Genomic DNA, 19,471 nt, shown 5'->3' on the forward strand with positions numbered 1-19,471 from the left:
ATTAACTTAATTAAAAACACATCTAAAGATGCATAACATCTGAAGATGTGTTTTTAAAATTAAATATTATTAGTAATTACGGTATGTGAAATTAAATCCTAATTTATACTGTGAGATAATTAATGTTAGTATTCAATTAACATTAATTACAGTTACCATAACAGTTTGCTAATTCCAAAATTAGGATTTTAATCATGAAAGATACAAGTTACTAAACTTTTATTGAAAGTATTCTATAAGCTTTTGAGGCCAAAGTTCGCCTTTGTTAAATAAATTATATTCCATGGTTAAATATTAGTATATAATTTAAATTCTCAGTTACATATAGTATCGCCCAATGATGTCTATTAATAATTCTAATTTTTTTCCATATATATTTGGTTCATCATTTTTATTAAGTCCTTTATCTAAGAGTTCATTATTTATAATCTCTCTAAGTTCCTCTCCTAAATCTTCTTGGATCTCAAAATTTTTATCAACTACTACCTTTAACAATTTAGGATTATGTGATTTTAAGCATTGTTTTAATAATTCGAACATATCGTCATTTAATCTTTCCAATTACTTTTTCCTCCTTACTCCTTTAGAACCTTTTGCATATGTTGTTATAACTTTCCCGTCAGAATTAAGAACAACAACAGCAAACTTACCTGTATATTTTGTTCTACCTCCTGATTGTTGATCAATTTTTTTAGGGTTTCTCACAGCATCTAAAATAGCTTTACTAGAGACTCCTCTTCCGTTATCTCTTTGCATTGCCTGTTCTAAACCATGTTTAGTATATCCTGTTATTTTACCTGCTACTGCTTTTCTTTGTTTTTTTACTACTCTCTTTTTAAGATTTTTATTCTGATACTTTTTATTGCTAGCTATTCTATGACTTGTTCCTTTTCTATTATGTTGTTTTGTTTTTAACTTTTGTTTCCTTGTTTTCTTGATAGAAGAAGCAGGGAACTTCTTTATTTTCTTAGCTTTTTTACCATACTTTAAAGCTTTTATACCAGCTTTAGCACCCCATTTAGCTGCCCCTACACCTGGTACAAAATTACTTGCGAGACTTGCACCCGCTCCAGCTTTTTGATACCATTTGGACTTTTTACTTCTAAGTTTTCGAACATCATCCCCAGCTGCGAAATTATATGCCTTTTTAGAATACTTCTTCGTGGATTTCCATCCTTTTTGCATCCATTTTGGAAGATGACCATCTGGATCAATATTATTTACAGGGTCCCCTTCTGCATACAAATAACGGTTTAAAGAAGTTGGCTCATCTTCTTCCCCTTCGTATTCATCAGGGACAATAAAACGACCTGTCGTAGGATCATAATCACGCCAGCCCATCAGATACGTGTTTGCGTCTTTATCGTAAATAACTCCATATTTACCAACATAACGATATGGATTTGCATTTGCCACTTCCTGATTTCCTGTGATAGAAGTTATATTACCCCATTCATCATAATCATACGTGGCTATCACAGTACCTGCCGGATCTGTAATCGCAATTACATCGCCTCTAGCATTAAACTGATAGTAATAAAGACTATCGTTATAACGGAAGCTTAAAAGATTACCATCAGCATCTTTGTAAGCATTAAACATGGTCTGTGATCCATTAGGTGTTTCTGTAGTAATGGTAAAGATTTCACCATTTGTATCACGATGATAATGCTGGTGAACGTTATTTACAGTTTTAGCTAGTCGATTACCGTCCTGATCGTATTCATAAAGAATACTAGTTTCCGTTCCATTGATATTTTTCATGATCTTTATTAACTGATCATCATTGTTATACGAATAATCAATAGTATTCGTTTGGCTACCTTCCGTGATCTGAGCTTTTGAAAGGGCACCATTTGCATTGAACGTATAATTAGTTGTACGAATTAATGCACCTGTCGTATCATTGTACTCTTTCTTTTGAGAGATTCGGTTACCTGTAGCATACGTATATATTTCTTTAACCTTACCTGACGTTAGATTTTCAATTCTTATAACGTTCCCGTTTGCGTCATAAGAGTACTTATATTTCTTCCCACTTGCTTCTACAGTCTCCAAATAACCGTTAGCAGTATACGTGTATTTCTTTTTAACTTGTCCTTTGTCTGTAATCTGTCCAATCTGTTCCGTATCCGTATAAGTATACCCTAGGTCAACGACAGGTGTACCACTACCATTTGTTCCTTTCATTGTCGCTACCTTAGTACCACCATTATAAGTTAAATTTGTTTTAACTCCTGGAGCGTTAATTGTAGAGATAGAATCATCCACTAAATATTCATAAGTAAATGCGTCTCCGTTTGGTGTTCTAATCGAACTAACATCTTCATTGTTGTTATAGAGAACTTCTGTATCCCCAAGGGCATTCTTCAAAATTTCTTTATTATCTTTATCAACAAAAGATTGTGTGGTGACAGTCCCAGTATGAGAGATACTTTCTTGCAATAATCTGTTGTTAGCATCATATGTTGAGACTGTTTCTGTGTTATATACTTTATCACCATCTGGATCATACAGTTCTGGCACCGCAACAGTTTGATCATACACCCAAGTGTGTGTTGTATTTCCGTTGTTATCGAAATAGAAGCGGGTCTCAGTGATTTTCTTATCTTCAGAATTATTATTAGTGATACCAGTTTCTTTAACTAGTCTTCCTAACTCATCATAATCTAATAAAACTTCTTTAGAAACTCCAGTTGTGGAGCCATTTTGTTCTTTATGAATTCTTTTTATGACTTGACCAAATGCATCGTACTGATACTCTGTGATTTGATGCTTAACTTCGTTATTTTCGGGATTTACTATTTTAATAGTTTCACTCGTAAGCTGACCTTCCGCATCATACTCCCAGGTTGTTTCTGTACCCGTTGCATCAACCTGTTTTATTTTATCTCCAGCTGCGTTGTAAGAATAGCTCGTCTTTTTTCCTTCTTCATCGACGACTTCTAACAAGTTTCCATTAGCATCATGTGTATTATAGCTAGCCCCTTGCTTGTCTAATGAAATAGCTAAATTTCCATTACCATCATACAAGGCCCAAGTTTCTGTAACAGGTGTTGATGATTCCTTTGTATAGATGCTTTCATTGTTCTTATCAAATTGAAACTCTGTTGTAACTCCTGTTCCACTGATAGTCTTGATTTCATTGTCGACAGCATCGTATTTAGTCTTTTCTACAATATTATTTGGATTTCCAGATGAATCTGTAAATGATATCTCTCTGTTTAACTCATCATAATTATATAGAGTTGTTCCTTTAATATGAGGAGTACTAGTAGAAATATCATACGCCCAATCTTCTTCTTTTATCTTGTTATCATTCGCGTCATAAAAGTATACAGCTTTGTTTTTAAGGGGATCGGTAGTCGTAATTAAACGATTTGCCTTATCATATGCAAATGTTGATACGTTTCCATTCCCATCTTTCTCTGCTACTTTCTGACCGAACTCATTGTATTCATCTACTTCTGTAACAACAACCTTCTCTGGCGTTTGAGGAGTTTGACCAACATAAAACGTCTTTGTTACTTCAGGATTTTTAATATGAGTTTGACGATTGTTCTCATCATACGTAAATTCAGTAACTTGATTTAAAGGATTGGTTACTTGCAACAAGTTTCCATTTAAATCATATTTATTTACTGTCTTTTTACCGATTCTATCGATCTCTTCTATGACTTTTCTATCTGCATCATAATTATATCGAGCAGTCTGACTTAATTCATTGGTTTCTGAGATCTTATTTCCTGCTTCATCATATTCGTACTTCATCTTTTTACCATATGCATCTGTCGAAGTAACTAAATATAATCCATCTGTACTGTATTCAGATTGTTCGATAATATTTGCTTCTTCAACCCAAACACTATCAACAAATGCACTACCAGCTGTCAGTGCTGAATCTACACGAAAACTAATAAATGCTGCATTATCAGGAATTGGAGCGGAAAGGTTAAACAACTTCCAATCATTTGAACCAGTCGTTGGTGTAGAACTAGTTTCTGAGATTTTACTTTTATTTTCATCATAGAATAAAAGTGTACCTTTAATACCTGTACCCGTTAATCCTTCACCTTTCATCCAGTATAAGGCGCGCACAGGAAGCTTTCCTTTTTTAACCGGAACAAATTCACTCGTCACTGCTGATGTTCCTGTTAACTTAGCACTTTTGATTCCACTTTTTTTGTTTGTAGTATCCGATGTTACCGTACCTGTAGAATTCCAGTTTTTAAATGAAGCATCTCCTTCTTCAAAACTAAAGTTTGGTAGATAACCATAAAGTGCCCCTCGTTCAGATGTTTCTTTTAACAGGTTTCCGTACTGATCATAATCATAAGTCGTTTTAAATCCTTCACTGTCAATCATTAATGTACGGTTGCCTTTACTGTCGTAATCAAATGTAACACTTCGTCCTAAAGCATCCGTTTCTTTCACAACTAGGTTTGTTCCTGCTTTATACTCATAGGTTGTAATAGGTGTTCCCGTTCCGCCTTCTACATCCGTAAAGGTTGGTTCTGTTTTGGCTAACAGGTTTCCTAAAGTATCGTACGTATATGAAGTTTTGTACCCTTTACCATCAATAGACTCTTTTAATAAGTTATCTTGGTAAGTCGATTTCTCTCGAATCGCTAACCCTTTCGGATCTGTTACAGTTTCTATAATATTTCCTGCATCATTGAACAGATAATCAATTTCCTGAGAATCTGCTGCACCAGAGACCCGCAACATGACTTTTTTTGCTGCTAAATCGTAAGTTAAACTTTCATTTAAAGTAACAGGGGCAAGGTTCTTTCCAGTCGCCGCTTCTCGTGATGTATGTTGACTTGCGGCATTAATAACACGGTTACCATTGTAAGAATAAACAACAGCATTGCCATTAGGATCAACGGCATGAGTTAATTTATTTAGATTGTTGTATCGATAAGTTAATACACGATAACTTAGCCCATTCTTATCAAAATACTCCACTTTGTTTAGTAGGTTTTCTTCATTAAAACCATATTTAACTCTATTACCTGTATATAAAATGATTTCATCTATTAAATTATTTGTTCCATATTTAAACAAAATTTCGCGGCTTACATCGTCCTTCATGCTTGTAAGCTTTCCATCTGTGTAAACAAATGTTATTTTGTTACCATTCTTATCTGAAATGGATGAAATAGAACCAGAGTCAGAATAAGTTTCTGAAATGCTAGCTGGATCTAAATCTGTTATAACAAATTTACCATCCGTATTTTTGATTAAACGTTTAAATATACCCTTTGGTGCCGAATAAGTATTGTCAGTATTCTTTATAAATCTGTGTTTAGACCCATCACTATCACTATAAATAACGTCACCATTAGCCTCTTCACTAACCGCTGTTTCAACGCTCAATCTCCAGCCTTGTCCTAATAATCCAAGGTTTATGTCCTGGCTATTGTAAGTTCTACCAATTGAAGGATCTAGTTGTCTCCCATCAACCGAAGCATCCGTATAATTTAAGATTAAATTACCGTTTGATAGATTAATATCGCTGCTACCAAAACCTGAGGCTGTTGATTCTGTACCCCAAAAATCCTCTAATCCTAATTGATTATTCGATTGGTCAATCCAAACCTTCTTTTGTTCATAGGTCGTGTTCCCTGCAGCATCTGTTACGGTTAAACGTATCGTGTATTTACCGGTTGTAAGGCTTCTAGTATCCCAATTAGCAAGCAAACCATCTTCTATTACTCGATCACTAATTAGTATGGAATACCAACTAGTTGGAACATCACCAATTCCGTATTCTAAAGAATATTCTCTTAAATCTTCATCTTTCGTAGTACCTTTTATCTCAATAGTACCGTTTAGATAATCTAGTTCTTTTGGTGAACTAATAACTGCAGTCGGAAAATTTGTATCGAGTTTAATGGAATCAGAAGCTTCTACTGACTCGTTACCTGATCCATCTTTGAACATAGCTGTTACCGTTTTTTCACCATTTGCTTCAGAAAGTGTCCATTGTTTAGTCGTGTTATAAGGCTCATAGCTAGAGTAAGTAGCTGTTTCGTTCTTAAACCTTTGCATCCACCCACTGGACGTGTTGTCCGTTGCATTTAAAGACAAGGTAACATTAGGTGAGTTTGTAATCTCTTGACCATTATTAATAACGATAGACCCAGTAGGCGCTTTAGTATCCACTACTGGAACATCTCTAGAAAGCGTATCACCGAACCAACCAGTACCTATCTTCAACATTCGCCACTTTGTATTAAAGAGGCCTGTTTTATCTCCCCCATTGAATTTTAAAGCAAACGTCTTACTTTGATCTTTATTAATTACCTCAGTTGAGCCAAGCGGTAATCTCAAAATTTTGGAGAATGGATCAGTTTCATTTACTGAACCCAACATAAAGTTCTGTGCACTCGTCCAAGTCTCAATTCCTTCATTTTTCAATGTTATTTCAACGTTATAGTCCCCACCAGCTTCCATTGGGTCAGGGATAGAGACAGCTTGAAGACTTGCATCTTGCAACAATCTAGCCTTTGCTTGTCCAATACCTGAAACAGGTGAAATATTATTGTTGTTATCTACTGCTTTTACATAATAATAGTACGTTACACGTGGATCTAGTGGTGTTGGATGGGTATAAGTATTTGTTGTAATCGGTTCACCGTTTAAGATGTTAGTCCCACCAGATGTAGTTCCCATGTATAACAGATACTTTTGTACGCCTGATAAAGTATCAGTCGATGCTTGCCAATTAATTCTGAATTGAGTATTTAATTCATTGCCGATTGTCGGTGTTCCTGGTTTAGTAGGAGCTGTTTGGTCAGGTAAAGAAGGCGTTATACCATCGGATTGAGCTTGTCCTAAAGAATTGTATGCCTTTATTTTAATCGCATAATTCTTTCTAGTAGCATAAGCACCGCCAGTTCCACCTGCCTTTTGGTAAACCGGTCTCGGATCATCTGCTAATTCTTGTCCGTCTCCTTTCCTTAAGAAAGTAGTTGTGCTTGCAGCAATCTGACTTGCAGTTGGCCATATCTTTTTACCTTTTGTAGTCCATGATGTTACATTTCCAACATCAATCTCTTCGTATGCTTTCCCGTTATAAATCAATACCTTATACCCTGTCGCACCAGCAACAGCCGTCCAAGTTAAGTCAATGTAACCTGTACCTGAATTACTTCCATTACCCTGGACAGTAGCAGAAGGAACACTAGGTCTTGGTGAAGAAAGTATTTCAATATATGGTGCATAAGTACTGCTATAATCACTAGAATGAAACTTTCTATAACTTCCTGTCACGCCTTCTTTTGAATCTTTCATTACAAGACCATAATAGTTTGTAGGTACAGCATACCAATCTTTCACCAGTGTTCCCACATTCCATGAATACCATGTGTTAGCAGCACCCTGAGTGAAGAGTTTACTTCCGTAAACAGTTGTACTTACAGCGGGTTGGTTGTTCCATTTTATAAGATTTTCATCCCAAGTAGCAGTAGCCTTTAATATATTGACAGTTGTATCTACACTCCCAGGTTCATACCATTTATAGGCCTTAAAGTTTGCGCCTGTTAAAAGATCACCATTTAAACTAGGTAAACTATCTCCAAATTTTAAATACGAACGATGGTTATTTACAGTAGGGGCGTACCCCGTTCTTAATTCAGCATCAGTCCCATAGTTTACATTGTTCCAAACTTCGCCAACATAAGCATCTTTATTATTAGTAGCATTTCCACCTATAACAGTTGGATCTAATGTAACAGGATATTTTGTTTCCGAATCAGATAGAAAATCTTTATCTAAATGTAGAACTAAGGTGTTTTTACCGTTCTCTTTTTTTAATTCAAAATAGCTTTTGCGAGACTCTCTATCTTCAGCATCTCTCAAGAAAACAGGTTCAAAAGACCAAATTACTTTATTTGTTTTTTTATCTATAAAGTTAAACTTGTCTTCGTTTTGCTTAATTTCTAGGTTTGATTTAACATCAAAAGTAATTTCATTGTAATCAGGATTCTTGTAAAATATAAAATCCTCTTTGATCCCTTTAGCCCCTATTAAATACTTAACATCAGTATCCTTAAAAATATCTTTATAGATAACACTATTATCTTTTGATTTAGCTACAGCATTAGCTGCTCCAGTGATTGAATAAGAAAGCCAATGGTTCTCTTCTTTAATTTTAAAAATTTCCTTGTTAGCATGACTGGCAAAATAAGAAGAAAACTTGTTAGCTTTATTCTTATATCTGAATTTTCCTTTTTCAGCTTCATCGTGTATGTCTTCTGAAACATTATTATTAATTTCCAGCCATTTTCCTTTAGGTTCTTCTTTATAATATATGGGGCTAGAAAAAAGTTCAGTCGTTTCTGTTAAATCGCTGTTTTTAAACGTTTTTGAATGACTTGTGCGCTTTTCTTTAATTTCATGAAGTCGTTCAACATTATCTTTCTTCTTGTTTTTCTTTTCCTTTGTTTCCTCTCCGTGACTTTCTGTTCCATGCGCAAACACTCTTGGTTTTGCTTCTGTCCATGGAATGGAGGTTAACACGAGTGTTACTACCATTATCCAGATTAGTAATGGTTTAGTTATCGATTTACCTACCTTGACCATATGTACCCTCTTTTCACCATTTTATGGAACATGATTACATATAAAATCATATTCTGGTAAAATAGTACAGATACTTACTATAAATGGACAGTGTCAAATTTACTAATATTAATATAATAAGCTCATAAATATTTAACTATGTGTTTATAAGATTAAGCGAATAAAGTGCTTAAATGAGTAATAAATGAGATTATATGCCCATCAATAAATGATGGGTATTTTTTATATACGGTATATGAAATTAACTAGAAGTCTATAATTTCATTCTTTGTGAATTCACATGAATTTTAAATGTAAGGGATAAAAAATCGTCCAAAACTTTCAATTTAAGTTATAATTTAGGTAAAAGGCTTGGTCACTTATGGAAACCAGTGAAAAAATAAAATATTTTAGAAAAACCTTGAACATATCACAGCAAACACTAGCATTAGGTATTTGTTCCACTTCTTACCTAAGTAAAATCGAAAATGGGCAAACGGTTCCATCCGAAGATATACTTCAACTTCTTGGTAAACGGTTAGGTGTTGACCTTGACGATGAAAACCACAATCAGGAATTAGAATTACTAATAGATGACTGGACTAAAAGCATACTTTTTAAAGACGTTGAACTTGCTCGTAATCTCTATACAAAATTAAAAAATTCTACAATTACGAATATAGAACACCGATTGCGATTTACGCTCTCTCAGACTCTTTTTTATTTAATGGTTGATCCTAAACCAAGGATTGCTAAAAAACATTTTAACGAAGTGATCATCTTAGAAGATCTATTTAAAAACAAAAGTAGGCTGTATTTCTTTCTTGTGAAGGGGGTGAGTTGTTACTACGAGGGAAAATATTCCGAATCATATAAAGCTTTGTTGAGTGCCGAGAATCTAATCTTTCTCTTGAAATTACATATCTGGGAAAAAGGATATTTGTATTATCTTTTAGGACTTGTAACGAATATGCTTTGGAAAAACATTGCGAGCCTTGATTACACACGAATCGCACTTAAGCATTTTGAAGAGAATTATTTATTCAAACGCTGCGCAGATTGCCGCATTCTTCTTGGAATTATTAATCAACGAATCGAGAATTGGGAAGAAGCTATCAGACAGTTTGAACTTGCTGCAACTATTGCAAATGCATTTGATGATGATAAGTTAAAAGGTTCTATATATCAAAATTTAGGATACATAGAATCAAAAAGAGAGCATTCAGAAAGCGCAATAAATTATTACAAACAAAGTTTAGATTATAAACAAAACCAACCTTCATTATCTCAAGTTAAGACTGTATACTCATTGATTAAAGAGTATGCAAACCTTAATAATTCTCATGAAGGTATGATGCTAGTTGAAAAAGGATTAAAATTAACACAAGGCAATAAGTCGCTTTTAGAATTCAATATCTTAATCTCTTATTATCATCTGGTATTTTCTTTAGGTAAAAATCACAGCACGACCTTTGAATATCTTAAATCTGAAGTTATTCAATACTTCGAACAAAAACAAAATTGGGTATATCTTGCAGAGTTTTACCAAGTTGCTGCTAAGTATTATGAAAATGAATTTAAGTATAAACAATCTTCTACCTTTTATTCAAAAGCAATAATGGCTATGAACAAATTAAATTAACTGTGAGGGATTATATTAATGAAGAAACTCGTTTTAAAAACTCTTATTTTAAGTTTTTCTTTAGCGTTACTAGTTAATACTACAACAAACATCCCATTTGGAATTGAAGAGCCACCAGATCCAATCATCGCTCAAAGATAAAGAATAAAGAAATGCCTAATTAAAAACCTATATAGGTAATTAATTAGGCATTTCTTTGTATATAAGTCTAATTGATCATGTCATATTTGTCTTTGACCTGTTGGAAGCAATACATTGATAAGTTCGGACACACATATTTTATTAATTTTATCTGTTATATTAGAATCTAAGGATCCTACCGATACCTTATAGCCAGAATCGAAATCTATAGACTTCAAATAAACGGGATGATTATCCTGTTGAATTATCCCACTTGCTCCGTTGGTGATAACATGACTCACATCAAACGACTTCAAAGGTATGGACATACCTTTTCCAACTGTTTTGATGTATGATTCCTTTAATGTCCATAAGTTATAAAACAAAGGTAAACGGTCAGATGATGGTTGTTTTAATAGCAGTTGCGCTTCTCTATCTGTAAAAATGGTTTTCATTAAGTTTAAATCGATTGGGTTGATCTTTTCAATATCTACTCCCACTTCTACACTCCCTGTTACACAGAGAATCCATTCACCTGAATGGGAGATGTTATAAAAGAAATGCCCATTCTCTCTAATGAAAGGTTTCCCGAACGAGTTCTTAGAAAAATTTATGTTTCCTTTAACCCCTTTTGCTATTAATCGGTATCTCAAAAGTAAGTCTCCTAGAACACTTCTATGGGCATCTTCCCATCTAACAAAACGGTTAATTTTTTGCTGTTTATCTTTATCCAACATACATAACAACTGTCCATACAATGCTTGAGGAATTTTTTCGAGCTGAACTGCATAGATCTCCACTGAGATCCTCCTATCACGTTATTCTTGAAGTTGCATATAATGCGTTTTTTCTTTTAATCTATTAAACATTATTGAAATCATTTGACTTGATTGCTTTAACTCTAATACCATTTTATTAATATACTCTTCAAATTCAGAAGAAGTAACGTTCTCAATGTTAAGTGACCATTCTTTACATTGGTTTGAGATGTTTAGTAAGTTCTTTAAGTCGTTTGGACTCACAGGATAAGTAATAGATACATCTTGTAAAAAATCATGCAAAAATAAAAATGTATGATTCCAAACGAAAAAGAGTTTTAGAATTAAAAAACGAACATCTTTATGATAAGTAGGGTCATTATATTCTTGAAGAACAGAGATTAATTCATTGATCGCCCTCAATCCGATAAAAGCTCGGGCTTCAATTCCCTCGTGAACATGCGAAATTTTGTCTTCTCTAAAGTATCCTGTAATCAACTTAGCAAAAATCTCTTCTGCTATTTGTGATTCATTAAATTCGATTCTACTTACATCAATGTCAGCTACTGAATAAGGAACACTATTAAGATAAGCAGGATGATCCTTTAAAAAGGGAAGCCCTTTGAGATTCATGAACGCGTTATGGAAATCCTCTTTTGGTACTAATCCAAAGTAATTAAAGTTTGAATCAAAGACCACGAATCCTTCCTCTGTTATATCTACCAGAATCAGTGCATGACTTAAAAATGGTTCATTCCTCTTATATTTATCATTAAATTTTTCTAAACAATGATCCGGATCGAGCATGTAATCACTGGTATAGTGAAGGTAATAAGTATTTACGGTAGCTACTATTAAACGTCCTTTACTCAGTTGCTCCTCACACCAATTGATCGCTTTTCCTAAGCTATCAAAACTATGGTTAGTAGTTTGAATATCAAATCGTTCTTCATTACTTTTAAAATCAGCAAACTTACCAAAAATCGGAGCCATGTAGTCTAAACCTTCAGCTCTTTCAGTCGAATTCAATGCATAGCTATACCCTAGTAGTGGATAACCTTCTATGGCAGGAATAAAACTCTTTTTCACTTTGATTTTGAGTTCGTGCTTCATTTTTTCAATTACTGCTGCGTAAATACAAGGGAAGAAATAGTAATAACTATCAGGTGAAAAGTCCACATTATATCTTCTGACTACTTTATTCAATTCACTTTTACTAAGATTCTCTGCTATACCTGAAATAGTAGGAGTAGTAAAGAAATCACCAAGTGAGATTTCTTTATCCAATCTTTCTTGTAATATCCCAACAATCTTAAGTGCCATAAGGGAATGTCCACCTATATCAAAAAAATTATCATGCACACTTATATTCTCAATTTCTAACGTGTCTTTAAAAATCAAGTGTAGTTCTTCTTCTATCTTGTTACGTGGGAAAACCATATTCTTATTTTCCTTATTTAGTTCTTCACTGTAATAATGCAAACTCTTAGTATCCAGTTTCCCATTGGTTGTTAGCGGTATACTATTCAACTTTAACAACTTGTGAGGAATCATATAACTCGGTAGTTTCTTCTTTAGAAATTCACGTACTTCATTTTCTTTAATGGAGTTATCCGTAAATTTTATATACGCTACTAGTTTTTCTTTATCAGATTCTTGTTGAATCAAAACATACGCGTCAGAAACATTCTCATGATTTTTCAGGACACTTTCCACTTCTTCTAATTCGATTCGATATCCGTTTAATTTTATTTGAGAATCCATTCTACCTATAATAAATAAGGTGTTATCAGGAAGAATTCGTACAAGATCCCCACTTTTATATATACAATCTGTCTTATTAAGAAAAGGATTCTGAATAAAGCGCTCAGTGGTTAACTCTTCTCGATTAATATATCCACGAGATACACCTTTTCCACCTATATAAAGCTCACCTATACCACCTTTTGGAACTAACTGCAGGTTATGATCCAGGATATAAATGGGTGTATTTAGAACGGGTAATCCTGCTGGAACAAGATTCATCTTCTCATGTATTTCCGTTCCTATAGACCATACCGTTGTTTCAGTAGGTCCATACATATTAAAAATCTTTGCCTTTGTTAATTTCCTCAGGTTCTTAATGATTTCTGTTGGTACATTCTCACCGCTCATCATTATCATTTGAAGGGATTGAAGAAATTTTGTTGAATTTGTATCTCCTATTAATAATTTTAATCGAGAGGGTGTAGTCTGTAGAAAAGTGATGGGTTGTCCTAAAGAAAGGTACCGATCATAGTTCTCATACTGTATTTCGTCATGAGGATGAACGACTATCGTCATGCCGTTGGATAGACAAAAGAATAGGTCTATAACAGAGATATCAAAAGAAAATGAGTTTACTGCCAAACCAACTTCTTCAGCAATGTTTGGTAAGAGTTCATTCATATGTGTAACGAGGTTGATAACATTTTGGTGTTCAATCATTACACCTTTAGGTTTCCCCGTGGATCCTGAGGTGAAAATAATATATGCCAGATCAGATATCTTCGTTTGAATCACTGGGTTTTCAATCGAATATTGGTCGATTTCCATAATTGTATCTTCAAGTATTAATAAAGGGATTCGTTGAAGCAATTCAGTGCTTGCATAGTCCTTCTCAGTGATAAGGACTTTCATCTTGCAATCATCAATGATATCTATAATCCTATCCTCTGGATACATCTTATCCATTGGAATATAGCATCCACCTGATTTTAGGATAGCCAGAATTGTAATAATTGTTTTTTCAGTACGATCCATTAACAAACCAATAGGGTTATCTTTCGATATTGAGTAATTATCTTTTAAGTAATGAGCAAGTTTATTACTTTCTTCATTTATATACTTGTATGAAAATGTCTCGGCTTGAAAGATCACTGCTATTTTATCTGGTGTTATAGCAGCTTGTCTTTCAAATTGTTGATGTATAAGAAGATTATTATCAAGATCTTTATGAGTATTGTACAATTCTTGAGTAAGATGAAAAATCTCATTTTCATCAAGAAACTGCACAGTCGATAGAAGTTCTCCAGGATTATTTAATAAGCTATGTGATAACGTTTGAACGTGACCTGTAACCTGCTTAATAAATTCTTCTGTAAATAGTGATGAAGAATAGTGAACATGCAATAATAAATCTTCTTCTATCTCTTCAAAAGAAAACATGATATCCGTATTCCCATTACTAACAAATTTTTTATGTATCAGTTCATGAGTAACGATTACGGATGGGCTCTTTATATCCTTTTGATTACGAGATATTGCTTGGTTAAGTTCTTGTTGGACACTTAGAATTAAATCTTTAAATGAAAGGATAGAAATTTTCTCAGTAGTGATGGTGTAGATGTTATCTCTTGTACGATCGATTGAAGGTATACCAATCGGTATGGTTGAATGACCTGTATATCGATATAATAAAACTTTTATAATAGATGAAAGTATTAATATCCTGCCTTGTACAGAATGATTTGACATCTTTTTTAGATCAATCAACAACTGGTCTGATAAGTTATAGGTAAAACAAGAATCAATTTTAAATTCTGAATGTCCATCTTTTAAGAATAGGTTCTTTTCGTTTTCGTCTACTAAAGTTTTGTTATCAAGTTTCATAAAGTCCTCCAAAGGTAAACAAAAAGACCAATAAACATGATTGAGATGTATTGGCCTTTTGTTTAAAGTCTTTGACTAAATAGTCTGTACTTGTTTTTCTTTTAATAAGTAATAAGTACCTGTCTCATGAAGAATATGATGATGCCATTCATTTTGTTCTTCTTCTGAAATCTTCTTCGTGTCAAATACTGATTGTAGCATTTTCAGGGCGCTTCTCATCTCTTCAATGTTAGGTTGACGATTTTCAGATTCAATCAATTGTTGCAGGGTCTGGATATTACGATAAGGTTCAATAACTCCTTTTTGATACTCTTCTTCATCATGATTCAAGTTAGGTGTAGCTACTGCTATAGCCAGACAACGAGTAACTACTGTCGGTATATGTTTTCTGAGATGGTGATTAGCAGGAAAAAGTTCATTTATCACTTTTTGATCCTCTTTGATTGAATAACACAGAGCTTTAATAGATGGAGTATTGGTCGTAACCAAATTCCCCAGTATATTCTGTGGTCCCATCTCAATAGCATGGGTTACACCATAGCGTTTAAGGAAGTTCATCGTATCAATCCATTGGACGGGTTTTATTAACTGTTTAAGTAATAGATCCTTAATATTATCAGCCGTTCCGTAGGGTTTAGCTGTAACGTTAGAAATTACTGGACACCTGAAAGAATAAAAATTAATAGTATCGATAAAGTCTGAGAACTTTTCGATGATACTCTCCATCAAAGGAGTGTGTAATGGAGCGTTTCCAAGTAAAGGTGTTATTTGTGCATCTTTTTCAAGTAGGATACCTTCCATTTCCTCTACCATATCTTGATGCCCTGCAATTCCAAATTGGTTAGGTCCATTAAATGTATTAATCATTACAAAATGATCATTGGTACTCAGCTTTTTACACTCTTCTTCTATGACCTCTTCGGCTAAACCATCAATGATTGTCATCGCACCACTATTACTTTCCATGATTAACTTCGTTAACTCTCCACGATATTGGACCAATCGTAAACCATCTGCAAATGTTAGTGCACCTGAACATACTAGTGCAGCATATTCTCCAAAACTGTGGCCGGCTAAAAAGTGCGGTGCAATTCCAACCTGCTCCATATACACTCTATAATTAGCTACATTGAGAGTTAAAAGTGCGGGTTGAATAATTTCAGGTTTTGTTAACTGACTTAGCGTACCTTCAAAACAAATTTTACTTAAGTCATAACCCAAAACATCGTTTGCTTCTTCAAAAGTCTGTCTGGCGATTTCATGCTGGTTAAAGAGTGACTTTCCCATCCCAACATATTGTGATCCCTGTCCCGTAAATAAAAATGCTAGTTTTTCCATAATTTTCCCCTTCTATCCTAAAGGATCGTCCATTTTCTACTTTACGATGACCTCAACATATTCTGGATAATCCTGAAGATTTGAATAGTCATGTTCAAAAACAATATGATTGCCATTACGTTCTGCTTCTTTGAATCCAGCAAATTTATAAGTAAGATACATCATTCTATTTTTAGATGTTTCTACAAATTCGGCCTTTATTTTGGCAGACTCACTAGCAGCCAATTTTAGTAGATGAGTGATAAGTACACTCCCCACTCCTCGGGACATAACCCGGCAAGACATTAACAAGAGCTTAACCCACCACTCTTTACCAACAACTTCTACCATCAATAAACCAATTTTTCCATAAGATCCGTATTTATCTTCCAGTTCAACTATAAAAAGTTTGTGGTTAGGTGATTTTCTAAACTCTGCAAGCTCTTCATAAGAGTAAGTATAGCCTGTAGTATTTAACTGGTTAGTGCGAACAGTCAATTCCTCTGCCCGCTGCAAGTCTTCAAGCTCAACTGGTGATATAACCATCTTCATTTGTAGGCTGGCTAAAAATTCCTCTTGAGGTCCTTCAAATGTATCCTCTATCTTCTTTCGATCGATGTCACTCATATACATCTTTCTTCTGTTCTTTGAGTCACTAGTGATGAAAGTGGGGTTCATCTCATCCATCTCTAAAATGCTTGATAATTCTGCTGCATCAATGGTTAGAACCTCTGGTAGAACTGAATTGACTTCTTCTCTCTCAAAAGGCTGATCGTCGATAAATGCAATGGTATCCATTCCAATATTAATGGACTTTACTATTTTTTCTATCGACCCTGATTTTGCATTCCAGTTTATTTCAGGGTAGATGAAGAATTCATCTAATTGTAATTCTTTCAGTTTTTTCATAGTATTTTCATAGTCGTTTTTACTAGAAATAGATTGCAAGATGCCTCTTTGATCTAATTCTTTAATTATGTCTACTACACCTGTCCGTAGTGTAACCTCAGAATCTTCTAATAGGGTCCCGTTCCATACAGTATTGTCTAAATCCCAAATTACACATTTTATTTTTCTTGTACTTACCTCTGTGATCATATTTAACCCACCTTTGTTATAGTGCTTGACGAAAAGTTTCTCTAGAAATTAGCATTTCATGTAACTGCGTCGTACCTTCTATGATCTCGTTGATCCTTGCATCCCTAAAGTACCGCTCTATAGGATAACTATCATGGCACCCGTTTCCTCCATGAATCTGTACGGCATCGTTCGCTACTTTACTAGTGATGATTGAGGCAAAGTATTTTGCATTCCATGTTTCCATAATAGAATCTGGATCCCCTTGATCTTTAAGGTAACCTGCTTGGTAACACAAAAGTCTTGCGGCCTTTATATTTACCGTCATTTCAGTAATCATCTTCTGAATCAATTGGTTACTGCTCAAGAAATCTCCGAACTGCTTTCTCTCAGAAGCATATTTCACACTTGCCTCTAGACAAGCTTGAGCAAGACCGATACAACCCCACGCAACAGTATATCTTCCATAATCTAGACAGGATAAACCAATGTGAGTTAGACCTGTACCAACTTTTCCTATAATATTTCCTTTTGGAATCCTACAATTATCTAAATGAAGTTCAGCAAGCATCGACCCTTTTGCGCCAAGCAGCCCTCTCATAGGTTTAACACTAAAACCTGGTGTGTCAGCCTCAACTAAAAACGCTGTAACTGATCCGTTGAGTTGACCAAAAATAACAAATACATCTGCAATTTGACCCATAGTAATCCACTTCTTATTCCCGTTAAGTAAGAATGAATCTCCGTCATCAATGACCGTCGTTTGAACGTTCTTCGCATCACTTCCAACTTCAGGTTCTGAAAGAGCAAATGCACCTATCTTCTTTCCTTCTGCCAATAACTTTAACCACTTCTCTTTTTGTTCTACTGTCCCCCACCTGGAGATAGCAATCGCTACCATACCATGCACAGTAAGTAAAACTCGTGCCGCGGAACAGCTCTTTCCAATTTCTTCATTCAAGAGACCGATTGTGATGTTATCCCATTGTTTTCCGCCGTAACGCTTTGAAATCATAGAACCCATATAGCCCATGTCAGCTATATCTTGGACTACTTTCGGATTAATACGTTCATGTACATCATGTTCTTTAGCAAACGGTAGTACTTTGGATTCGGCAAATATTCTAAACTCTTCTTTATGTCTTATTTGTTCTTCTGTAAGTTCAATGATCATCTTTTTTCTCCATCCTTAGAGCCATATTTAGTAGTTTCTAGATTGAGACCTCTTGATTCAGCTTCTTCTCAACAAAAGCTATCATTTTATTTACAGTTCGAAAATTTTCAAGATCCATATCTTGTGTTTCAACACTAATCTCAAAGTTTTGCTCAATAAAAAGAACGAGTTGCATAGCAAAAAGTGAATTTACGAATCCTAAGCTAAAAATATCCTCATCGTTTTGAATTTCATATTTTTTAAAAAACCTTGATAGAAATTTTTTTATTTTCGGTTCAATTTGTTCCATGATTCATATTCCTCCATTGTTTTATAATTTATTTGATGAACATTTCTTCCGTTTCATATTCAAAAAAACCTTGCCCTGATTTTCTTCCGTGTAGACCAGCATCTACCATTTTCCTCAAGAGTGGACATACTCTAAACTTTGAATCTTGATAACTATCGTAGAGAATATCTAATGAATTTACGACTGTATCAAGCCCGATAAGATCAGCTGTAGCGAGCGGACCCATCGTGTGTCCGTAACACTTCACAAAGATATCATCGACTTGTGCTGGATCTGCTACTTGGTCTTGGACAACATAAGCGGCCTCATTCATTAAAAGGTGTGAGATTCTGTTAGAGACGAATCCAGGATAATCGTTAACTACGATAATTTCTTTACCCATTGAAGCTAGAAGGTCGTTAGTATGTCTGATGGTAACATCCGATGTATGATAGCCTTTTATCCCTTCTACTGTTTTCTTTACAGGAACAGGGTTCATAAAATGAACACCAAAAACTCGATCAGGTCGATCAGTGAGTGAAGCAATTTTCGTTATAGAAATGCACGATGTGTTAACTAAGAATATACAATCACCCTTAGAAATTTTAATGATTTTTTCATAAACACTCTTTTTTATATCCCAGTCTTCCGGTACGTTCTCAATGATAAAATCTGCATCACTTAACTCAGAATAATTCGTAGTCGTCGTAATTAAAGACAATACTTCATCAGCAGTTTTGTTGAAATCTTTATTGAATAGCGCGTGAAAGCGTACGTTGTTGTGAATTTTCTTTTTTGCTGAATTTAAGATTTCCTCTGCGATATCAATTAAAGTGACTTCATGACCTGATTGTGCGAGGCTCTGAGCTACGCCCATCCCCATTACCCCTGCCCCAATAACACCTATATTCATAACA

At 34.5% G+C, this 19,471-nt stretch carries 11 protein-coding genes; 2 read left to right on the forward strand and 9 right to left on the reverse strand.

The window, feature by feature from the left end; genetic code table 11:
* Positions 1 to 318 precede the first annotated feature (318 nt).
* On the reverse strand, positions 319 to 561 hold the full coding sequence (locus ACOZ9X_RS19105; RefSeq protein ID WP_423419563.1) for a hypothetical protein: 243 nt from the start codon (positions 559 to 561) through the stop codon (positions 319 to 321).
* Positions 562 to 8,589: a DNRLRE domain-containing protein gene (locus ACOZ9X_RS19110; protein WP_423419564.1), complete on the reverse strand. Its 8,028-nt coding sequence runs from the start codon at positions 8,587 to 8,589 to the stop codon at positions 562 to 564. It abuts the gene before it with no gap.
* A gap of 361 nt (positions 8,590 to 8,950) precedes the next feature.
* Here ACOZ9X_RS19110 and ACOZ9X_RS19115 point away from each other — a divergent pair, with 361 nt between their 5' ends.
* Together ACOZ9X_RS19115 and ACOZ9X_RS19120 are read left to right on the forward strand one after the other, a co-directional pair.
* Positions 8,951 to 10,210 (forward strand): helix-turn-helix domain-containing protein, encoded by a 1,260-nt coding sequence (locus tag ACOZ9X_RS19115; RefSeq protein ID WP_423419565.1) that lies wholly within the window; start codon positions 8,951 to 8,953, stop codon positions 10,208 to 10,210.
* An 18-nt stretch (positions 10,211 to 10,228) separates the two neighbouring features.
* Positions 10,229 to 10,351, forward strand: a complete 123-nt coding sequence (locus ACOZ9X_RS19120; protein ID WP_423419566.1) for a hypothetical protein — start codon at positions 10,229 to 10,231, stop codon at positions 10,349 to 10,351.
* A gap of 80 nt (positions 10,352 to 10,431) precedes the next feature.
* Here the strand turns inward: ACOZ9X_RS19120 and ACOZ9X_RS19125 are convergent, their stop codons facing one another.
* From ACOZ9X_RS19125 to ACOZ9X_RS19155, 7 genes are all read right to left on the reverse strand, one after another.
* Positions 10,432 to 11,130, reverse strand: a complete 699-nt coding sequence (locus ACOZ9X_RS19125; protein WP_423419567.1) for a 4'-phosphopantetheinyl transferase family protein — start codon at positions 11,128 to 11,130, stop codon at positions 10,432 to 10,434.
* An 18-nt stretch (positions 11,131 to 11,148) separates the two neighbouring features.
* Complete coding sequence (locus tag ACOZ9X_RS19130; RefSeq protein WP_423419568.1) at positions 11,149 to 14,718, reverse strand: non-ribosomal peptide synthetase; 3,570 nt, start codon at positions 14,716 to 14,718, stop codon at positions 11,149 to 11,151.
* Between the two features lie 75 nt (positions 14,719 to 14,793).
* The gene (gene fabD / locus ACOZ9X_RS19135) at positions 14,794 to 16,056 is read right to left on the reverse strand and encodes an ACP S-malonyltransferase (protein ID WP_423419569.1); all 1,263 of its coding nucleotides are present in this window, start codon (positions 16,054 to 16,056) and stop codon (positions 14,794 to 14,796) included.
* 36 nt (positions 16,057 to 16,092) lie between these two features.
* Positions 16,093 to 17,133: an HAD-IIIC family phosphatase gene (locus ACOZ9X_RS19140; protein WP_423419570.1), complete on the reverse strand. Its 1,041-nt coding sequence runs from the start codon at positions 17,131 to 17,133 to the stop codon at positions 16,093 to 16,095.
* Between the two features lie 16 nt (positions 17,134 to 17,149).
* Entirely contained in the window at positions 17,150 to 18,286 is a 1,137-nt protein-coding gene (locus tag ACOZ9X_RS19145) for an acyl-CoA dehydrogenase family protein (RefSeq protein ID WP_423419571.1), read from the reverse strand.
* 37 nt (positions 18,287 to 18,323) lie between these two features.
* Positions 18,324 to 18,575 carry an acyl carrier protein gene (locus tag ACOZ9X_RS19150; RefSeq protein ID WP_423419572.1) on the reverse strand — a complete coding sequence of 84 codons (252 nt, stop codon included), beginning with the start codon at positions 18,573 to 18,575 and terminating at the stop codon, positions 18,324 to 18,326.
* Between the two features lie 28 nt (positions 18,576 to 18,603).
* Entirely contained in the window at positions 18,604 to 19,467 is an 864-nt protein-coding gene (locus ACOZ9X_RS19155) for a 3-hydroxyacyl-CoA dehydrogenase family protein (protein ID WP_423419573.1), read from the reverse strand.
* Positions 19,468 to 19,471 lie beyond the last annotated feature (4 nt).

The organism is Fictibacillus nanhaiensis (assembly GCF_049537595.1).
Lineage (GTDB): Bacteria > Bacillota > Bacilli > Bacillales > Fictibacillaceae > Fictibacillus > Fictibacillus nanhaiensis_F.

What these genes read in the sequence shown, in the direction of transcription:
- ACOZ9X_RS19110 (WP_423419564.1), bottom strand. Translation starts at nt 8,589, where the DNA reads ATGGTCAAGGTAGGTAAATCGATAACTAAACCATTACTAATCTGGATA.
- ACOZ9X_RS19115 (WP_423419565.1), top strand. Translation starts at nt 8,951, where the DNA reads ATGGAAACCAGTGAAAAAATAAAATATTTTAGAAAAACCTTGAACATA.
- ACOZ9X_RS19120 (WP_423419566.1), top strand. Translation starts at nt 10,229, where the DNA reads ATGAAGAAACTCGTTTTAAAAACTCTTATTTTAAGTTTTTCTTTAGCG.
- ACOZ9X_RS19130 (WP_423419568.1), bottom strand. Translation starts at nt 14,718, where the DNA reads ATGAAACTTGATAACAAAACTTTAGTAGACGAAAACGAAAAGAACCTA.
- fabD (WP_423419569.1), bottom strand. Translation starts at nt 16,056, where the DNA reads ATGGAAAAACTAGCATTTTTATTTACGGGACAGGGATCACAATATGTT.
- ACOZ9X_RS19140 (WP_423419570.1), bottom strand. Translation starts at nt 17,133, where the DNA reads ATGATCACAGAGGTAAGTACAAGAAAAATAAAATGTGTAATTTGGGAT.
- ACOZ9X_RS19145 (WP_423419571.1), bottom strand. Translation starts at nt 18,286, where the DNA reads ATGATCATTGAACTTACAGAAGAACAAATAAGACATAAAGAAGAGTTT.
- ACOZ9X_RS19150 (WP_423419572.1), bottom strand. Translation starts at nt 18,575, where the DNA reads ATGGAACAAATTGAACCGAAAATAAAAAAATTTCTATCAAGGTTTTTT.
- ACOZ9X_RS19155 (WP_423419573.1), bottom strand. Translation starts at nt 19,467, where the DNA reads ATGAATATAGGTGTTATTGGGGCAGGGGTAATGGGGATGGGCGTAGCT.